A 16,748-nucleotide genomic window follows, 5' to 3' on the forward strand; every position below is an offset into this window, starting at 1 on the left:
ATTGGCACCGCGCGGGCGGCCCCGTTGGACATGACTTTCGGTGAAGATGCTTGTCAAGTGCGAAAAGACCATGCTCCCCGCAACTTGACGACGATTCGCAAATTAGCGTTGGGCATCTTGCGAGGGGAACCGAGTAAGATGAGCCTCAAGCGCAAGCGCAAAAAAGCGGCCCGTGACGATGCTTATCTAAAAACGCTCTTGAGTCAACTTAACCTTTGATGCAATTACCCTGTAGACTCATATGGACAGGATCATAACAAACTTTGGATTTCGCACCACAGCCGATGAAGTAGCTGAGGGAGTTGACCTTACCGGAAAACGGGCCGTTGTGACCGGAGCAGCATCAGGCATAGGGGTTGAAACAACAAGGACGCTGGCTAAAACAGGCGCAGAAGTTACGATTGCCGTGCGAAACTTAGAAGCAGGTGCGAAAGTAGCCGGTGAAATCATGACGACAACGGGTAACAAACGCATTCGCGTTGCTCAACTCGATTTAAATGACCGGGCTTCCATTAACGCCTTTGTCGCTGATTGGATCGGTCCGCTCCATATTCTGGTTAATAATGCCGGTGTTATGGCCATTCCAGACTTACGGAAAACGCCGGGAGGTTGGGAAATGCAGTTTGCAACCAACCACTTAGGCCACTTTGCCTTATCGCTCGGGTTACACGACGCACTGGCGTCCGCTGGCGCTGCACGTATTGTGGTGGTCAGTTCCAGCGGACACCTCCTTTCTCCTGTCGTATTCGATGATATAAACTTCGCTTTTCGCAACTATGATCCATGGTCAGCCTATGGGCAATCTAAAACAGCCAATATACTTTTTGCCGTCGGCGCAACGATCCGCTGGGCAAAAGATGGTATCACGTCCAATGCGCTGAACCCTGGTGCAATTGCTACAAATCTTCAGCGGCATATTGGGGGTAAACTAGCCACTCCACCTGAGAGACAAAAGACACCCCAACAGGGGGCTGCCACGTCTGTCCTATTGGCAACGTCGCCGTTGCTGGAAGGAGTTGGTGGTCATTACTTCGAAAATTGTAATGAAGCTCTCACCGTCACCAGCAGGCCGGATGCGTATGAAGGCGTGGCAGCCTACGCGCTCAATGCCGATAATGCGAATCGTCTATGGGATACTTCTGTGGATTTATTAGGTCAGTATTCAAAACAATCGTGACGGATTATTAGCTCATGATAATTGTGAAACTAAATCATAATCAATATTCCAAGCAGATGGATAAGAACACAGTAATTATTACAGGAACTTCATCCGGATACGGCAAGGTCATAGCCAGGGAGTTCGCCAAACAGGGTTGGAACGTGATTGCTACGATGCGTTCGCCTGAGAAAGAAACAGAATTGACAAAACTTGACAATGTGATAGTTACCCACCTGGATGTGCTGGACACAGCATCCATAAGAACTGCTTTGCATGAAGGCATTAGCAAATTTGGAAAAATAGACCTCCTGATTAATAATGCCGCTCATGGTCTGGTTGGCGTTTTTGAAGCCATGACAAGCAAGCAAATACGGGATGAGTTTGAGGTGAATGTATTTGGCTATATTAATGTAATCAGAGAGTTATTACCTCATTTTAGAGAAGTTGGAAAGGGAATGATCATTAATGTAGGGTCACAGGGGGGGGTGATCACCTTCCCTCTCATGTCCCCTTATCACGCCACTAAATTTGCCATAGAAAGCTTTACTGAGTCGATTTCGTACGAATTATCGTCAATCAATGTTACAGTTAAACTAATCGAACCCGGTGGAGCGAGTACCAAATTTTTTAGCAATGCACAGACACCATCCGGAGTTGTACCCAATGAATATAACTGGATTGTCAACAACACCGGAATGGATGAACTATATGATACTTACAAGGACAAACTAAGTACTTTGGAAGCGGTAGGTTTATTTATCTATAAGGCTGCCACTGATGGGACAGATAATTTCAGATATCTGATTGGCGATGAGATGAAGTCGTTTTTAGCCATTAAAAGGCAAAAATCGGATGAGGAATACATTAATTTTATGCGAAACCAGTTTATGCCAAAGTCGTCAACTGAACGATAAGTCATTCAGTTATCGGATCAGGCCGACCTTACAATGGAGAGGTCAGGCCATCGGCTCATTATAGGTAAAAGCCAACTCCATTTCTCTGGATATTCAAATTGGGGGTTCCATCGGATTGGAGGCTAATACAACACCAGCATCAATCAGGTACAAGGCTGAATAGGTGTTTTTGGGCTGGTGAGCGTGTTTTTTGCCCTTTTATTCAAGCTGCAATCAAATTGGCATTCTATTAGATAAGAGTAAGTCAATAGCAGGTTTGTTATTTAGCTCTGGTTCGTTCAGCGTTTTATGACAAACCTGGGTCGAACAGTGTTACCCAGGGTTTCAAAAAAGTACTATTCGGGATGAACTATTCGCGGTGATTCAGTTGAAAAACGGCCTATGAATGTCACCAAAGCACTTTAAGGCCGATTATTATAAATCTATTAAAGACATGGAAAAGAGATATCCACTACCTCCGTTCACGCGCGAAACCGCCCTGCAGAAAGTGCAGATGGCCGAAGATGCTTGGAATACCAAAGATCCTGAACGGATTGGTCAGGCTTATTCAGTCGATACTGAGTGGCGTGACCGCACTGAGTTCATTCAGGGAAGGGAAGACGTTAAGGCATTTTTGACCCGTAAGTGGGAAAAAGAACTTGATTATAAGTTAAAAAAAGAATTATGGGGATTTCGTGAGAACCGAATGGCGGTGCGGTTTGAGTACGAATGGCACGATGCCGCAGGACAGTGGTATCGTGCCTACGGAAATGAACTGTGGGAATTCGATTCACAGGGATACATGACAAAACGATATGCAAGTATCAACGACTTGCCTATTTATGAATCCGAGCGAAGACTTGTCGCCTGACTTGAAACGGTTCTTTTCGACTGATCAGGGTGGTTTTAGGCCGCTTGTATCAACTGTTTCCGGGATTGGTATTTAGTTGGTAGGGTTAGTTTGTTTTCATTTTTCTGTAAAGAAAGTCCGATACCTTGACCGGTTAAGCCCGTTGGTTACGGGGTATGTTATCTCAAAATTTTTCACCAAAAGTTATCCAGATCATGTTTCGTCTCAATCGATTCGCGCTCAGCGCGTTAACTGCTTCATTTTTAATACTTTCCGCATCCAATTCTGCACTGGCCCAACCTACCCCTGCCAGGGTAAAAAATATTGTCCTGGTACATGGTGCTTTTGCTGATGGTTCGAGTTGGTCAAAGGTGGTTCCTTTATTGCAGGACGAAGGACTTCAGGTTATCGCTGTGCAAAACCCCTTAACCTCGTTAAAGGATGATGTAGCAGCTACAAAACGAGCCATTGCTATGTTGGATGGACCCGTGCTACTGGTTGGTCATTCTTGGGCTGGCGTGGTGTTTACCGAGGCCGGCAATGATCCGAAAGTTGTCGGCCTGATGTACGTATCCGGTTTGGCACCCAATGATGGTCAGTCACTATCCGACGTACCACAGACGACCCCACCACCGCCAGGGAATGCTCAATATAAGCTGGATGATTCAGGCTTTCAGACATTAACGTTGAAAGGCCTTATCGAAGATTTCGCCCAGGATGTACCTGCATCGGAAGCAAAGGTGATGTTTGCCACCCAGGGACCCTGGGCTAAAAGAGCCGTTACCGATAAAGTCACCAAAGCAGCCTGGAAAGCCAAACCATCCTGGGTAATTATTGATACAGAAGATAGAATGATTAAACCGGATATGGAACGAGCGGCTGCCATAAAAATGAAGGCCACCACAATTGAGATTAAGGCGAGTCATGTGCCGATGGTCTCACAACCGCGAAAAGTGGCGGATTTCATTATCAAAGCTGCCCGGTCATTATCGACTCAGCCCAGTAAGCGTTAAGTTAGCGGCTTATATGGCTGAGCGAATTTGATGGGCTTCGCTCAAAGGACAAAACAGACTGTTGTCAAACAGTTTTCACATACCATTTGCTGTTCTATGCTACCGTCCGAAAATCTAATAGGCACCAATCCTGATGGGGTTATCATTCGTCGGAGTCCTCATTCGGTTAAGGAGACGATGGAACGCCTGGAGTCCATTTTGCTTCAACATGGCGCTACTGTATATGCTCGAATTGACCAGCAGGCTGAACTGGAAAGGGTGGGGAAGCATATACTTCCCTTGGTATTCATTCTGTTCGGTAATCCACAGGGAGGAGGAACAATCATAGTGGAAAATCCGCTTGCTGCACTCGACTTACCGTTGAAGTTAATTGCCTGGGAAGATCAGCAGCACAAGGTCTGGGTAGCCTATAATAACTTTACGTATATAGCTATGCGTTACAAGCTTTCGCCCAGGGTTATCCCATTTTTACACCTTGACAAAATGGTTAAAGAAGTATTAAATGAGTAAAGGGGTTTTCCTCTCAGCACCACATTGTATAGAGGTGACTCTGGGTATTGGTTCGTTGGCAAGCAGACAGAAAAAGTTAAGCCTGGTTGCGTACAAACCTATTTACGCTGAAATCATGAAATCCAGTCGTCTGAAGTTTTTGTGTTCGATAGTTGTTGCCGTCGCTTTTTTGCTTACAATCGAGTTGGCAGGTGGGCAATCCATGGCCAATCACATGCACCACGCCCCAAAAAATGGTTTTCTTGCCATGATGGACACAATGATGACCAACATGGCCAATGTCCCTAAAGATGAACCAGTGGAGATTAGCTTTTTGCAGCAAATGATACCGCATCATGAGGGTGCTATGGCAATGGCCATGTATGAAATTCAGCATGGTCGTGATTTCAGCATGATTCAGTTGGCAAAAAGTATTCTTACTGAGCAGGCCAGCGAAGTTCAACAAATGAGATTATGGCTAAAACAGCGCTCTACCGATATCTCGAAGTCACCAGTTGGTTTTCAGCGGGACATGGATACCGCCATGAACCACATGATGGCAACGATGCCCGGCCCGGATAGGCTGCGCGATACGGATCATGCGTTTGCAAGCGTCATGAAGCCGCATCACCAGGCCGCTATCGACATGGCTAGGGCAGTACTTAACGTTACGACAGATCGGCGCATCCGTTCGTTTGCCAGCCAGATTATTACGTCGCAGCAAATTGAAATTGAACAAATGGTTTCCTATTTGAACTAGTACGCTCATGAAAAAAACAACAGGTTCTTTTACGATTGCGCTGGTTTTTTCTGCCCTTTTTGCCACCGGACAGCGTCCTTATTCACATGATCGTGTCTATGCTGCCAATCAAATTTCAAATACGGTTTCGGTAGTTGACCCTCAGCATAATCGATTTCTGGGAGAAATCAGACTGGGCAAACCTTTCCCTACTGTTTTCTCTCCACTCTATAAAGGTCAGATGTTGGTTCATGGCCTTCGGTATCTGCCCCAGAAAAAAATGCTGGCAGTCATATCTATCGGGTCCAATTCTGTAACGCTAGTTTCTACGGAGACGAATCAGGTACTGAAAACCATTTATGTAGGCCGCTCACCCCACGAGCCAACCTTCACGCCAGACGGCAAGCAAATCTGGGTGTCGGTGCGTGGCGAAGCATACGTGAGCGTGATTGATGTCGCCCAGATGGCCGAGGTAAGGCGGGTGCCGGTCGCTGATGGTCCCGGTATGGTTGCGTTTACCTCCGACGGCAAGCAGGCGTATGTGTGCTCCAGCTTTACGCCTGAAGTAGCCATTGTCAATACCGCAACCTATAGCATCATAAAAAGAATACCGGTCACCAGCCCCTTCTCGCCCAATATCTATACCAGCTCAGACGGTCAGTGGGTGGCCATGACGCATAAAGATGTTGGTAAGGTTACGGTCATTAATACGGCAACAATGTCGGTAACGCATGTGCTTAATACGGGACCAATCACCAATCATGTAACGTTTAGTAATGTGAATCAAAAGCTGCTGATGATGGTCACGGTTGGGGGCGAAAATAAAGTCAGGGTATTTGACGCCGGGCAAAATTTCAAACAAACAGATACCATACAGGTGGGTGCTCTGCCGCACGGTATCTGGCCCTCGGCCGATGGGAAAATCATGTACATCGGGCTGGAGTATGGAGATCAGGTTCAAGGAATTGACCTGCAAACGATGAAGCCCATGCGGCCTGTCCAGATCGGTCAAAGTCCACAAGCCGTGGTATATGCCGACGGGGCCGTATCAGACCCGCAAAATGCAGTTGGGTTAAGCCCTTTAGGCGATTCGGCTTCCACCCAGGTGATTGTATTAACGGGCCTAACGAAAGGAGGTAAGGCCCATGGACGTCTGTCGGTGCGTAGTATCGGTCTCACCGATTTAATCGAGCAGAACTTCACCTTCCTGCAACCTAATGCGTCCTATACGGTAGCCCTCTCCAAATCAGTTGGCCCTCCGTTTGTGTCTGATTATGAACTCAACCGATTTGAAGCGGATAGCCAGGGGAAGTACAACGGCCAGTCGACGGGACTAATCAAATCGCTCACGGCTAATCAGGACACACAGCCTTACCGGCACGTAATTCTAACAGACAACAGAACAAAGCAGGTTATTTTATTGGATAACCCATCTGAGTCGTACTGAAAAGGGGGTTGTTTAGGCTAATTGTGACTGACATTTGGTGCCCTGTGCCGGGGGCAGTCAACAAACCGAACACTGTTGACCTATACCGCGCTGCTTACCTGACATTCATACCTGGTTAACGGAAGTGCTTTTTCAACTCATATCATGAACTACAAAACATTGGGTAATACCGGGCTTAACGTATCTGGAATTTGCCTCGGAACGATGACATTCGGCAATAAAGGATTCTTTAAAGCAATGGGCAGTTTGGGCCAGCCTACAGCGGATAAACTGGTCAAACATGCCGTTGATGGGGGTATTAATTTTATCGATACGGCTAATGTGTATTCAGAAGGGTTGTCGGAGGAATTTACCGGGCAGGCTATCCGTAATTTGGGATTACATAGGGACGATCTGGTTCTGGCCACTAAAGTGAAAGCTCCCATGGGCAGTGGACCAAACGATGTCGGTTTATCCCGTAAACACATTCTCCGGCAAGTTGACGCCAGCCTCCGCCGGTTAAAGACGGATTACATTGACCTATACCAGATCCATAGTGTTTTTCCTTGGGAGCAGGTGGAAGAGGCACTAAATACGCTTAATAGTCTGATTGTCACTGGAAAAGTACGCTACATTGGAGTGAGTAATATATCGTCCTGGCAGTTGATGAAAGCACTAGCTTACTCAACCTCCCTGCACATCGAACGGTTTGCTTCCCTTCAGGCGTACTATTCATTAGCTGTCAGGGATGTAGAACGGGAGTTACTACCGCTCGTGCAGGATCAAAAATTGGGTTTACTGATATACAGTCCGTTGTCGGGAGGTTTGTTAAGTGGTAAATACGATCGGGACGATCAGGCCGCCATTGAAGGTCGGCTCCGTCAGCCTTTTACGGCCATGCCAGGGGATAGAGACAAGGCTTTTGCAATTCTGGATGTACTTCGTCCGATGGCCGAAGCAAAGCAAACCAGCGTGGCTCAGTTAGCCCTGGCCTGGTTGCGGTACCAGCCCGCTGTAACAAGTGTTATTATTGGTGCCACTAAGGAATCGCAGTTGCAAGACAATCTGAAATCGTTGGATGTTACGTTTACGGCCGATGAATTACGACAACTTGATGAAGTCAGCAAACTAACTGCAGAGTATCCTCAGTCATTATTTGAAACCATTGCAAATGTAAACTTTTAAAGCCATCTGAACTTCGATGTGGCCAGAGCAGTTCGGGTTGATTTTATGCGTTCGCTTTCTAAGCAGTCATACGGTTGACGACGTCATGAGAGCGGTTGTATTACTTTTCCTGCAAGGGTAATGCTATCCAGTTTCAGGCCTGCAGTCTGTTTATGATTACCTCTTGCAATCGAAGTTTATGTACTTGCTACATCTTCGTTAAACATAAGAGCCGTATACGAATCAGGTTAAGTGACTGACCACAGTTCTTTCTAAAATAATTCACTCTTTAATTAAATATTTGTCATGGAAACAAAAACTACAGCCACCACTGTCTGGCTCATCGATCCCATGCACTCCGAAGTGCAGTTTAAAGTAAAGCACCTGATGGTTTCATCTGTAACTGGGCTGTTCAACCAATATGAAGGGAAACTTGAAGTGAATGGGGATGATTTTGAAGACGCTAAAATTGCCTTTTCGGCTGATGTAGCCAGCATCAATACGGGTAATGCTCAGCGCGATGAACACTTGAAATCAGCCGAATTCTTCGATGTCGCACAGTTCCCTACCTTAACGTTCGAATCGACCGGCATGATCCAAACAGGCACAAATATGTATATGATAAGTGGTCAGCTAACCATGCATGGGGTAACAAAGCTGGTCACGCTGAAAGCAGAGTATGGCGGACAAATGCAGGATTTTTACGGCAATACGAAGGCCGGCTTCGAGCTTACCGGAAGTATCAAACGTAAAGAGTTCGGTCTAAACTGGGATGGGGTGACCGAAGCCGGGGGCATTGTCGTGAGTGACGATGTTAAACTGGTGATGAATATTCAGGTGGCAAAGAAGGAATAACTAAAATGCTGCCACAACGGGGTTAGCTTCAATATGACACGGTGTCAACGGCTATCGAGGCCTTACGAGAGGAAGGATATACGGTTGATTTTCGGTTGGAAGTGAATCGGTTAGTGTGCCCGACGGATCGGTTTCGGTAGGATGCGTTTGATATTGTGGACGTGTACCGCTATGAAGGCGACTCGGACCCAGCCGATGGGCGTGTACACTATCGAATCAAAATCGGGTATGGAGGGGATTCTGGTAACGGGTTACGGGGCTTCCCTCCAATACCGTGTCCACTGAATTGGCTCATTTTTATAAAATCTGCTATGAAAAGTCGATCTAATTGGACTTATGGCTCATGTTTCGCCTTCTTTCTCAAGAATTGCCACCCCCTCGGTTTGATCTGTTTAACGGCAGGGTTATATTCGTGTACGGTCGCGCCAGCCAGCGCCCAGCGTAATAGAGACATTCCCGTGCCAAAATCAATCACGGTGGACCGAAACTTGTCCATCCCGGAAGCAAACAGGTTAATTTGCACTGCACAGCTATACTATGCTTTTTGGAACACGGGTAAGCAGAAGTATTTGAAAGCGTCTGTTTCTGCTGATTTTCAAGACAACACGTTACCCAAAGGAAGGCCGCAGGGTTACAAAGGCATTTTGTTTGCCTCCAACAATTTTCGCAAGGTAATCCCCGGACTCCGTTGCAGCGTAGAAGATCTGATCATTACCAACAATAAAATCATTTGCCGTCAGGTATATACCGGGTATTATACGGGTTCCTTGAAGGGACATGCCCCCGCCGGCCGTCCAATTCGCTTTGTTGCCCTCGATATACTGCATGTACGACAGGGTAAAGTATACGAAGACTGGCACCTGGAGGATAACCTCATATTCCGGCAACAAATTGGTGTTGTGCCCATTGATTAGACGATCATGAAAATTGTTGTTATTGGCGCCACCGGCACCATTGGAAGAGCGGTTACTGAGTTATTACAAACGGTGGGGCACCATGTTGTACCTGTAAGTTCATCGCGCAGTGAGCGGAAAGTTAATATCAGTTCAGAAGAATCGATCCGGGCGTTATTTGAAATTATTTCCCCCTTCGATGGACTGATTTGTGTGGCCGGTGTGGCGCATGCAGGACCCCTCGAAAGAATGGGCCATGAGGAATTCTACAAAGGGATACGAAGTAAACTGATGGGCCAGGTTAACCTTGTTTTGCAGGGCAAAGAACACGTTCGACCGAACGGATTTTTTACGTTGACCTCTGGTAGTCTGGCCGAAGAGCCGAAGCCAAACAGCGCAGGCTTAGGTTTAGTGAATGGGGCCATTAACGGCTTCGTCGTCAATGCCGCCTTAGATCTGCCGAAGGGAATTCGTTTGAATGTAGTAAGCCCTTCAATTCTTTTGGAAAGTGTCGAAAAGTACGGACAAAGCCCCGGCCGGTTGCCCATACCCGCCCTGGAAGTAGTCGAAGCCTACCGGCAAACGGTAGACGGAAACTTTACGGGGAAAGTCGTCAGGGCTTACGGTTCAGCAGCTTATTGATGTGAACTGGACCCATACCGGTTCACAAACAGGACGTAAACAGGAAGCGATTTTATCGGACAGTGTGGTGCATTGGATGCCATTGGTATACTAACCCGCATCATCTTTTTCTCCGTCATAACCCGCTAAATAAAATACATACGACAAACCGAACGAAATAAGCAGACGGATTAAAATTGATCGTTTCGGTCTCCACGCAATTCAAAGCGGGCAAACAGCCTGACGATGCCAGAGTCCTTTTCCGCAAGCCATGTAGAAGGGCTTTATTTGCTTAGCAGCGGCTACCTGATAGCCCTGCGTCTTATACGTTGCGCAGTAACGATATTGTACTGCTTGAAAGGAGAACTTACAACTACACTCCCTGTAGTTGTAAGTGAGAAATACTAAAGCGCTTGCTAAAGGAGAGTGAGTAGAACTCTCTGGTCTTCGTAAATAGCACATATAAATACAACCAATGGGTAATTTTGTTGCAGATTCGGTCAAGTTAATTGTACTGACAGGGATTTTCTGGACTCTCACCTCCTGCGGAATACTTAGACAGAATGACAGCCCATTGAGTGACAAAAGCAAATACTGCGAACTGGCTATCCAGTATATCTGCGATACAACGCACCTGTCGCAGGTTGACCTGGGGGTAACCCTGCAAACTGACACCGCTTTAACTAAACAGTACGCTCATCATGATCTGGTAATGGCCAATGCACTCGGCCTATTGCCTTTGCTACAAAAATTGACAACTACTGAAGCTCAACTTACAGATGGTAATCCTCTTGAGACCATTTCAGTGCATCAGAAAATTATAAGCCGACTTTTGGTGGCTTCTGCCCAGATCGCCAGTGTCGAGGCTGAATTGGATTGTGAAGGAGAACGGGCGACACGTTTGGCTAATTACCTCGACCAACGCGATGCTGTGCGTATTCGTAGACTGACTCTTTTATCGGTCGTTATCGGGGCTGCAACTACAGTGGCGACTACGTTGCTGGCATCCGGCAACACAATGAAATTAGCAGGTGTTGGGGGTGGTGCTCTTGGTGGAGGGTTCGGGAGCTGGGCAGCTTTCTCATCGAATCGAAAAATTTAATTAACCCACCAACGTAACTTACTGACTGACATCTGGCTTCAGAATCGGCAATCGGCTGTCTACCCGTCCTTCGTTTGGTATGTGCTTAACGATAAGTTGTTTAGTTACAGTGGCCAGCATTCGATTAGCTATAACACGCGTCGGCGGTGGCAGGAGTTCGTGTTAGTAGGTAGCTCCCCGGACGATCAAACTTTGTATTTTGGACTGGGTGGTTTGTATAAATCCGGTGACCTGCATGCGGGGGCGAGATGCTTAATCAACTCCTATCCTCTGTACATTCTATTAATCAGGACTTGTATGGCTTGATACAAAACTTCTCCCGTTGACAAGCCCGGTCATTAACAAAAAGCCTTCCTTCAGAACTAGTGTCAACTTGAAAACCTTTACCTCCATTCACTACCTCCACAGGTTTGGAGATACCCTATCATATTGGAGATAATTAATCCATATTAACAGGTATGGGCGGGTCCAAACAGTAGCTTTTTGACATGTAGGGCCATGCTGAGGATCTTTCTTAAGTCTTTAGCCGGGTTGGCATAGAGTTGGATAACGGTTATAGTATAAACCTCCATACGTAAACCCATCAGTTATGAATGAGACAATCGGCATTTCTGAAAATAACAGAGAAAAAGTAGCTCATCAATTAGCCAAATTATTGGCCGATGAATTTTTACTATATACAAAGGTACTCAATGCCCACTGGAATGTGGAAGGACCGGATTTTCATACCGTGCACTTGTACTTCGAAGATCTCTACAAACAATCCGCTGATATAGTTGATGATGTCGCTGAGCGTATTCGTCACCCGGGCCATTATACACCGGCTTCGCTGGCAAAATTTTTACAATTAACCCACCTCACGGAACAATACGCGGGAAACAATGACAGTATCAGCCTCATGAAAGTCCTGTTAGCTGATCACGAGAGCATCATCGTATTCCTTCGGGAAAACATTAATGATTTCGCTTATGCGCATAAAGACGCTGGCACCAGTGATTATATAAACAGTCTGATGGAAAAGCATGAACGGATTGCCTGGATGCTTCGAGCACACACAAAACAGGTGAAAGCATAATCTTGCGTTGAACCGGAGAAACACACGGGAAGTTTGATGTCCGTAATCCACTATGAAGAGCCAGTCCGTCTTACCATTAACCTCAGAGTTTGAGCTTCCCTCCCTACCTTATCCGATGGATGCTCTGGAGCCTTTTCTGGGCTACGATAATGTTGATATACTTTACAACGGGTATCATGCCGCCTACGTGCTGGGCTTAAACGGAGCACTCCGCAACGCTTTGCTTCCCGCTGGTTGCTCTTTACCAGGTATGCTTGGTCGGACATCTTCAATGAGTTTGAAACTGCAAACCTATGTAGCCGGACACTATAATTTATCTTTATTCTGGAAGACACTTAGTCCGGATATAAATGATAAACCGACAGGTGTACTTGATGAAGCTATTCAGGCTACTTTTGGCGGCTTAGCTGAGCTTATGAAAAGTTTCGCCCTGTCAACCCAGCGAGTCACGAATAATGGCTGGATCTGGTTGGTCTCCCGCGATGGTCGCTTGTTAATCGCAGCCACGCCTGACCACCGTAACCCACTTATGGACTGTGAACCAGCCGATCAGCATGGGGTGCCCATTCTGGGGTTGAACCTATGGAAACATGCCTACCATGATACCTATCAGCATCGATTGACGGAATACACAGAGCAGTGGGGGCGACACATTAACTGGCGGGAAGTCGAACGCTTGTATCTCAGTACTCTATAAACATACTCTACCTCCTAATGAGCATCAATTACAACCGGTAAACTGAATGAACATAGCTTTGGGATGTGTTAATAAACAAGTTTCAATACTTTTTTTATGGATAACCAAGAAACATTCATCGCGTTGTACGATAGCCATATCTTGGCTGAGGACGCTGTTAAAAAATTCCAACAGGCTGGCTACGATATGAAAAAACTTTCAATCGTTGGGCAGGATTACCGCACAGAAGAGAATGTTGTTGGGTTTTATAACCTCGGAGATCGGGTCAGAAAGTGGGGAAGCGGAGGTGCTTTCTGGGGAAGCATTTGGGGACTCCTCTTAGGGTCTGCTTTCTTCATTATTCCTGGTATAGGCCCCGTGTTTATTGCCGGTCCGTTAATAGCCGCGTTGGTCGGTGCCTTAGAAGGGGCTATCGTACTTGGAGGGATCAGTGCTCTGGGAGCAGCCCTCTATAGCTTAGGCATTCCCAAAAACAGCATCGTACAATATGAGACTGAAATTAAAGCCGGCAAATTCATGCTGGTTGCCCACGGAACAGCCTACGAAGTAACAAAAGCCCGCGAAATTCTTGGATCATTGGTGAACGATTAAATCGAAGCAATATGAATCAGGAATGGGATGAAAGATACAAAGGTCATGATTTTGCTTATGGCAAAGACCCTAATGAGTTTTTTAAAGAATGGCTTCCAAAATTTGAGCCTGGATTTATATTAATGCCGGCCGATGGAGAAGGACGTAATGGCGTATTTGCTGCAAAATTAGGTTGGAAAGTGACTTCATTTGATTTAAGCGTAGAAGGGAAGTCAAAAGCATTACAACTTGCTAAAGAGAATTTTGTAACTCTCGACTACATTGTAGGTGATTTAGAGAATCTCAAGTATAAACGTGAGACATTTGATGCTATTGGTCTTATTTATGCACATTTTTCAGATAAAAAGCGATCACTGTTTCATAGAAAACTAACTGGTTATCTCAAGCCGGGAGGAGTTCTCATTTTTGAAGCTTTTAGTAAAACACATATAAATTTTAACAGGCTTAATCTAAAAGTTGGCGGCCCTAAGGATATTAATATGTTGTACTCAAAATCAGAAATAATAGCCGATTTTGAAAACTACGAAGTATTAACAGTTGAAGAAGAGGAAATTTTTTTAAACGAAGGAAAGTATCATATTGGAAAAGGTTCTGTGATTAGATTTGTAGGAAAAAAAGTTGCTGATAATGTGTAAAAGGCAACTACATTGTTATCAGAATTAATTATGATAAAATACTGACTTTAGTAATCCCGTTGTCACTTTTACCCGTTCTGTGCCGGTTTACACAAGGAGCGTGAAGTTCAATCTCTATAGTTTATAAAACCGATTGGGCCTTTTGTACCTAAATCGTTTCAAATACAATTGCCCAACGCCGAACGGTGCATAATAGCCTGCTTCGCTGCGTATCTGGTCTATTTCTTTGGGGAGTTCCCCAACTTCAACGACCAGGCAGAAACCTTAACGAGTAACTAAGTTGCCTGATTGCGGACCTTCACCCCAGCCGTACCGCTGCTGACGCTCTATGATGATGGCAGCGGGATTTGCCCAACGAACCAATCGAAGACCGATTATGCCCTTCGACTGTACCGGCATTCCAGGTCAAGTGCCTTTGCCATTTAACCCCGGTCATCATGTATAAAATTCTGATTCTGACCGATTTCTCTTCGGCTTCGAACCATACAGTGGCTTTTACGCAGGCGCTCTTTGCTGATACGGCTACCCAGTTCTATTTGCTCCATGCGTTCTCAACCGAACCGGCCGAGGGATTCACCGGGGCCTTTTTGCCGGCTGAACAACGCCGGTTGGCCGAGGAGTCGCTACTGAAACTTGAGCGTACCATCACGCAGCAGCCGGTACCAAGCTACCATAGCTACCGAACAGTGGCGATGCTGGGCAGCCCGGTAAGTACCGTTGATACCCTGCTCGCTCAGGAATATTTCGATCTGGTTGTGGTGGGGGCTACCGGTTTGGGCCGTACTGAATTCTTTGGCAGTGTCGCCACGGGTGTGGTCCGGTTCGCTAATACAAATGTGCTGGTGGTGCCAGCTTCCTCACCCATCCGGCAGCTTGAGCGGGTGGTGCTGGCAACGGATTACCGGTCCGTCAATGATGCGGAGTCATTTGTATTTTTGACAGATCTGGTCCGTCGTAAAGCGGCTCAACTCACCATACTGACCATCGAAAACCCCAAGCAACCAGACATGAAAGCCTCCGAATTGAGTCATCGATACGTACTCAGGGCTTTTGACGGCCCTCAGATAGACACCTACAGTATCCAGGACGAGGACGTACTGCGGGGTATCAATGCCTATTTAGACAGCCATTCAGTTGATTTGTTGGTCACACTGCCCCATCACAAAAGCGTCTTTGATGTGTTGCGGAAAAACAGCGAAACCCGCCCCCTGGCCTACCATCCGCGTGTTCCACTGTTGGCCCTGTACGATTCTCCTGTCCCCCGCGAATGAAGCAGCTTCAGAACTGTATGACATTCCGTTCTTAGCAAACTCTTAATTGGCCTCGTGTGACGTAAGCGTAAAAACCCGCTCCAAATCAAATCGTCCGGCGTTGTCGCCAGATACGTAAGAAACCCACAGCCCCGGTCGGTCAACCGCACTTGCTGTGCCCGGTTATCGGTCTGTTCGGGATGGATTGAAACATAGCCGCATTTGGCTAATTCTTTGACCAATCGTCCCATCGCCTGACCATCAGCAAACCGATCTTGTATGCCTGTGTACAAGCTAACCAACAAAAGAATGGGTAGAGATAGTAGATAAAGCGAATGAAGAATCCCTACTTTCATTTTTGAGTTAGTTTTGCACAACAGATATAGACAGGGATTTATGCTGAAAAACTCACCCCGGATGTGTGAAGAAAACATAACCAAATAAAATAGCAAAAATTGAGTAGATCAATCCTGCTCCTACAAGTGCTGGATGAAACGAACTAATAAAAGCTAATTTATCAAAGGCAAGACTACCAATAAGAAAATGAGCGAAGTTGCCAGTTGAGATTGGCCTACTATAAATTCCACCAATTAGGTTTGCTTTCGCCGTCCAGTTGACCATCGCAAAGCTAAAGTAAAGGGCTCCTAATAGTTGTAAGAATACAGGCGGGGTTCCTGCAACACCCCAGTAAGTTAATAATTCTTGGGGAAAGAACGATAAGAGTAATCCGGCACTCCCCATAAAAAAAGCACTGATAACCATTAATAATCTTGTGTTCATATAGTTATGAAAAGAATCAAGTGGCAGGTATTATTTAAAGTACAAACCAGGATCAGGTTCCGACCAGTAACATAATATTTCTTACTTTAATGCCCATTAATCGGCTGGGTGAATTAACGCGTTTAATGGATCATGTCGGCCCGTAAAAAGCTTTTGTACCCTGACTGGTTGGCTCATCCAATTACCAATTACATAGATATAGCTCCTCCCCTCAGGGGGGTGCAATTCAAATTGTCGCAACCATGTCGTAGCTTAGGGCATGCCTGACGAACACTCCCTGCCCTTCACCGAAGAAGAATATGTGGCTTTGGCCCGCCAGAAATATAGCGAACTCAAAGCCCTCAGAAGTAAGCCTACCTTCTATGACTACGAGAAGTCATTTGAGGAGATTTGGCTCGACTTGGGGCGACAAGTCCTGGAAAAGAGTCTGAGTCAGGTACCGACTGATCGTCGTAAAAAAAAAGATGAAAACACGCTTTGGACCCATACAGATAGCTAATAGTGAGCCATTTAGTA

Annotated in this window: 20 protein-coding genes and 1 pseudogene; 20 read left to right on the plus strand and 1 reads right to left on the minus strand. The window is 46.1% G+C overall.

From position 1 onward, the window contains the following. The 19 genes from B157_RS39265 to B157_RS0103990 all read left to right on the plus strand — a co-directional run. A partial coding sequence (locus tag B157_RS39265) for a hypothetical protein (protein ID WP_020602072.1) occupies positions 1-219 on the plus strand: 219 nt, incomplete at its 5' end. A gap of 22 nt (positions 220-241) precedes the next feature. Continuing rightward, the gene (locus B157_RS0103910) at positions 242-1,177 is read left to right on the plus strand and encodes an SDR family NAD(P)-dependent oxidoreductase (RefSeq protein WP_020602073.1); all 936 of its coding nucleotides are present in this window, start codon (positions 242-244) and stop codon (positions 1,175-1,177) included. A gap of 56 nt (positions 1,178-1,233) precedes the next feature. Next, positions 1,234-2,073: an SDR family oxidoreductase gene (locus tag B157_RS0103915; RefSeq protein ID WP_026308473.1), complete on the plus strand. Its 840-nt coding sequence runs from the start codon at positions 1,234-1,236 to the stop codon at positions 2,071-2,073. Between the two features lie 385 nt (positions 2,074-2,458). Then, entirely contained in the window at positions 2,459-2,923 is a 465-nt protein-coding gene (locus tag B157_RS0103920; protein ID WP_020602075.1) for a nuclear transport factor 2 family protein, read from the plus strand. Positions 2,924-3,078: 155 nt separating this feature from the next. Further along, entirely contained in the window at positions 3,079-3,915 is an 837-nt protein-coding gene (locus B157_RS0103925) for an alpha/beta hydrolase (RefSeq protein ID WP_245565019.1), read from the plus strand. A 177-nt stretch (positions 3,916-4,092) separates the two neighbouring features. Further along, positions 4,093-4,425 carry a DUF302 domain-containing protein gene (locus tag B157_RS34345; RefSeq protein ID WP_041951886.1) on the plus strand — a complete coding sequence of 111 codons (333 nt, stop codon included), beginning with the start codon at positions 4,093-4,095 and terminating at the stop codon, positions 4,423-4,425. Positions 4,426-4,540: 115 nt separating this feature from the next. After that, positions 4,541-5,164, plus strand: coding sequence for a DUF305 domain-containing protein (locus tag B157_RS0103935; protein ID WP_169521655.1), 624 nt, complete (start codon positions 4,541-4,543; stop codon positions 5,162-5,164). A gap of 7 nt (positions 5,165-5,171) precedes the next feature. Continuing rightward, positions 5,172-6,590, plus strand: a complete 1,419-nt coding sequence (locus B157_RS0103940) for a YncE family protein (RefSeq protein ID WP_020602079.1) — start codon at positions 5,172-5,174, stop codon at positions 6,588-6,590. Between the two features lie 144 nt (positions 6,591-6,734). After that, positions 6,735-7,754, plus strand: coding sequence for an aldo/keto reductase (locus B157_RS0103945; RefSeq protein WP_020602080.1), 1,020 nt, complete (start codon positions 6,735-6,737; stop codon positions 7,752-7,754). A gap of 285 nt (positions 7,755-8,039) precedes the next feature. Next, positions 8,040-8,588 carry a YceI family protein gene (locus B157_RS0103950; protein ID WP_020602081.1) on the plus strand — a complete coding sequence of 183 codons (549 nt, stop codon included), beginning with the start codon at positions 8,040-8,042 and terminating at the stop codon, positions 8,586-8,588. Positions 8,589-9,046: 458 nt separating this feature from the next. Further along, on the plus strand, positions 9,047-9,502 hold the full coding sequence (locus tag B157_RS34350; RefSeq protein ID WP_169521657.1) for an ester cyclase: 456 nt from the start codon (positions 9,047-9,049) through the stop codon (positions 9,500-9,502). A gap of 6 nt (positions 9,503-9,508) precedes the next feature. Beyond that, positions 9,509-10,123, plus strand: coding sequence for a short chain dehydrogenase (locus tag B157_RS0103960; protein ID WP_020602084.1), 615 nt, complete (start codon positions 9,509-9,511; stop codon positions 10,121-10,123). Between the two features lie 454 nt (positions 10,124-10,577). Then, entirely contained in the window at positions 10,578-11,204 is a 627-nt protein-coding gene (locus B157_RS36665; RefSeq protein WP_020602085.1) for a hypothetical protein, read from the plus strand. A 589-nt stretch (positions 11,205-11,793) separates the two neighbouring features. Continuing rightward, the gene (locus B157_RS0103970) at positions 11,794-12,279 is read left to right on the plus strand and encodes a Dps family protein (RefSeq protein WP_020602086.1); all 486 of its coding nucleotides are present in this window, start codon (positions 11,794-11,796) and stop codon (positions 12,277-12,279) included. 52 nt (positions 12,280-12,331) lie between these two features. Next, complete coding sequence (locus B157_RS0103975) at positions 12,332-12,976, plus strand: superoxide dismutase (protein ID WP_020602087.1); 645 nt, start codon at positions 12,332-12,334, stop codon at positions 12,974-12,976. 96 nt (positions 12,977-13,072) lie between these two features. Further along, positions 13,073-13,567 carry a general stress protein gene (locus tag B157_RS0103980; protein WP_020602088.1) on the plus strand — a complete coding sequence of 165 codons (495 nt, stop codon included), beginning with the start codon at positions 13,073-13,075 and terminating at the stop codon, positions 13,565-13,567. Positions 13,568-13,578: 11 nt separating this feature from the next. Then, positions 13,579-14,202: a class I SAM-dependent methyltransferase gene (locus B157_RS0103985; protein WP_020602089.1), complete on the plus strand. Its 624-nt coding sequence runs from the start codon at positions 13,579-13,581 to the stop codon at positions 14,200-14,202. A 288-nt stretch (positions 14,203-14,490) separates the two neighbouring features. After that, on the plus strand, positions 14,491-14,628 hold the full coding sequence (locus B157_RS38015) for a hypothetical protein (protein ID WP_157618301.1): 138 nt from the start codon (positions 14,491-14,493) through the stop codon (positions 14,626-14,628). 11 nt (positions 14,629-14,639) lie between these two features. After that, positions 14,640-15,473, plus strand: coding sequence for a universal stress protein (locus B157_RS0103990; protein ID WP_020602090.1), 834 nt, complete (start codon positions 14,640-14,642; stop codon positions 15,471-15,473). Between the two features lie 387 nt (positions 15,474-15,860). On the opposite strand, the gene B157_RS0103995 is transcribed toward B157_RS0103990, so the two are convergent. Then, entirely contained in the window at positions 15,861-16,232 is a 372-nt protein-coding gene (locus tag B157_RS0103995) for a hypothetical protein (RefSeq protein WP_026308476.1), read from the minus strand. A 259-nt stretch (positions 16,233-16,491) separates the two neighbouring features. Between B157_RS0103995 and B157_RS0104000 the strand changes: the two are divergent. Continuing rightward, positions 16,492-16,748, plus strand: a pseudogene (locus tag B157_RS0104000) (ISLre2-like element ISRsl1 family transposase); the annotation flags it as partial.

This window comes from Spirosoma spitsbergense DSM 19989 (assembly GCF_000374085.1).
GTDB classification, from domain to species: domain Bacteria; phylum Bacteroidota; class Bacteroidia; order Cytophagales; family Spirosomataceae; genus Spirosoma; species Spirosoma spitsbergense.

What these genes read in the sequence shown, in the direction of transcription:
- B157_RS0103910 (WP_020602073.1), top strand. Translation starts at nt 242, where the DNA reads ATGGACAGGATCATAACAAACTTTGGATTTCGCACCACAGCCGATGAA.
- B157_RS0103915 (WP_026308473.1), top strand. Translation starts at nt 1,234, where the DNA reads ATGGATAAGAACACAGTAATTATTACAGGAACTTCATCCGGATACGGC.
- B157_RS0103920 (WP_020602075.1), top strand. Translation starts at nt 2,459, where the DNA reads ATGTCACCAAAGCACTTTAAGGCCGATTATTATAAATCTATTAAAGAC.
- B157_RS0103925 (WP_245565019.1), top strand. Translation starts at nt 3,079, where the DNA reads ATGTTATCTCAAAATTTTTCACCAAAAGTTATCCAGATCATGTTTCGT.
- B157_RS34345 (WP_041951886.1), top strand. Translation starts at nt 4,093, where the DNA reads ATGGAACGCCTGGAGTCCATTTTGCTTCAACATGGCGCTACTGTATAT.
- B157_RS0103935 (WP_169521655.1), top strand. Translation starts at nt 4,541, where the DNA reads ATGAAATCCAGTCGTCTGAAGTTTTTGTGTTCGATAGTTGTTGCCGTC.
- B157_RS0103940 (WP_020602079.1), top strand. Translation starts at nt 5,172, where the DNA reads ATGAAAAAAACAACAGGTTCTTTTACGATTGCGCTGGTTTTTTCTGCC.
- B157_RS0103945 (WP_020602080.1), top strand. Translation starts at nt 6,735, where the DNA reads ATGAACTACAAAACATTGGGTAATACCGGGCTTAACGTATCTGGAATT.
- B157_RS0103950 (WP_020602081.1), top strand. Translation starts at nt 8,040, where the DNA reads ATGGAAACAAAAACTACAGCCACCACTGTCTGGCTCATCGATCCCATG.
- B157_RS0103960 (WP_020602084.1), top strand. Translation starts at nt 9,509, where the DNA reads ATGAAAATTGTTGTTATTGGCGCCACCGGCACCATTGGAAGAGCGGTT.
- B157_RS36665 (WP_020602085.1), top strand. Translation starts at nt 10,578, where the DNA reads ATGGGTAATTTTGTTGCAGATTCGGTCAAGTTAATTGTACTGACAGGG.
- B157_RS0103970 (WP_020602086.1), top strand. Translation starts at nt 11,794, where the DNA reads ATGAATGAGACAATCGGCATTTCTGAAAATAACAGAGAAAAAGTAGCT.
- B157_RS0103975 (WP_020602087.1), top strand. Translation starts at nt 12,332, where the DNA reads ATGAAGAGCCAGTCCGTCTTACCATTAACCTCAGAGTTTGAGCTTCCC.
- B157_RS0103980 (WP_020602088.1), top strand. Translation starts at nt 13,073, where the DNA reads ATGGATAACCAAGAAACATTCATCGCGTTGTACGATAGCCATATCTTG.
- B157_RS0103985 (WP_020602089.1), top strand. Translation starts at nt 13,579, where the DNA reads ATGAATCAGGAATGGGATGAAAGATACAAAGGTCATGATTTTGCTTAT.
- B157_RS0103990 (WP_020602090.1), top strand. Translation starts at nt 14,640, where the DNA reads ATGTATAAAATTCTGATTCTGACCGATTTCTCTTCGGCTTCGAACCAT.
- B157_RS0103995 (WP_026308476.1), bottom strand. Translation starts at nt 16,232, where the DNA reads ATGAACACAAGATTATTAATGGTTATCAGTGCTTTTTTTATGGGGAGT.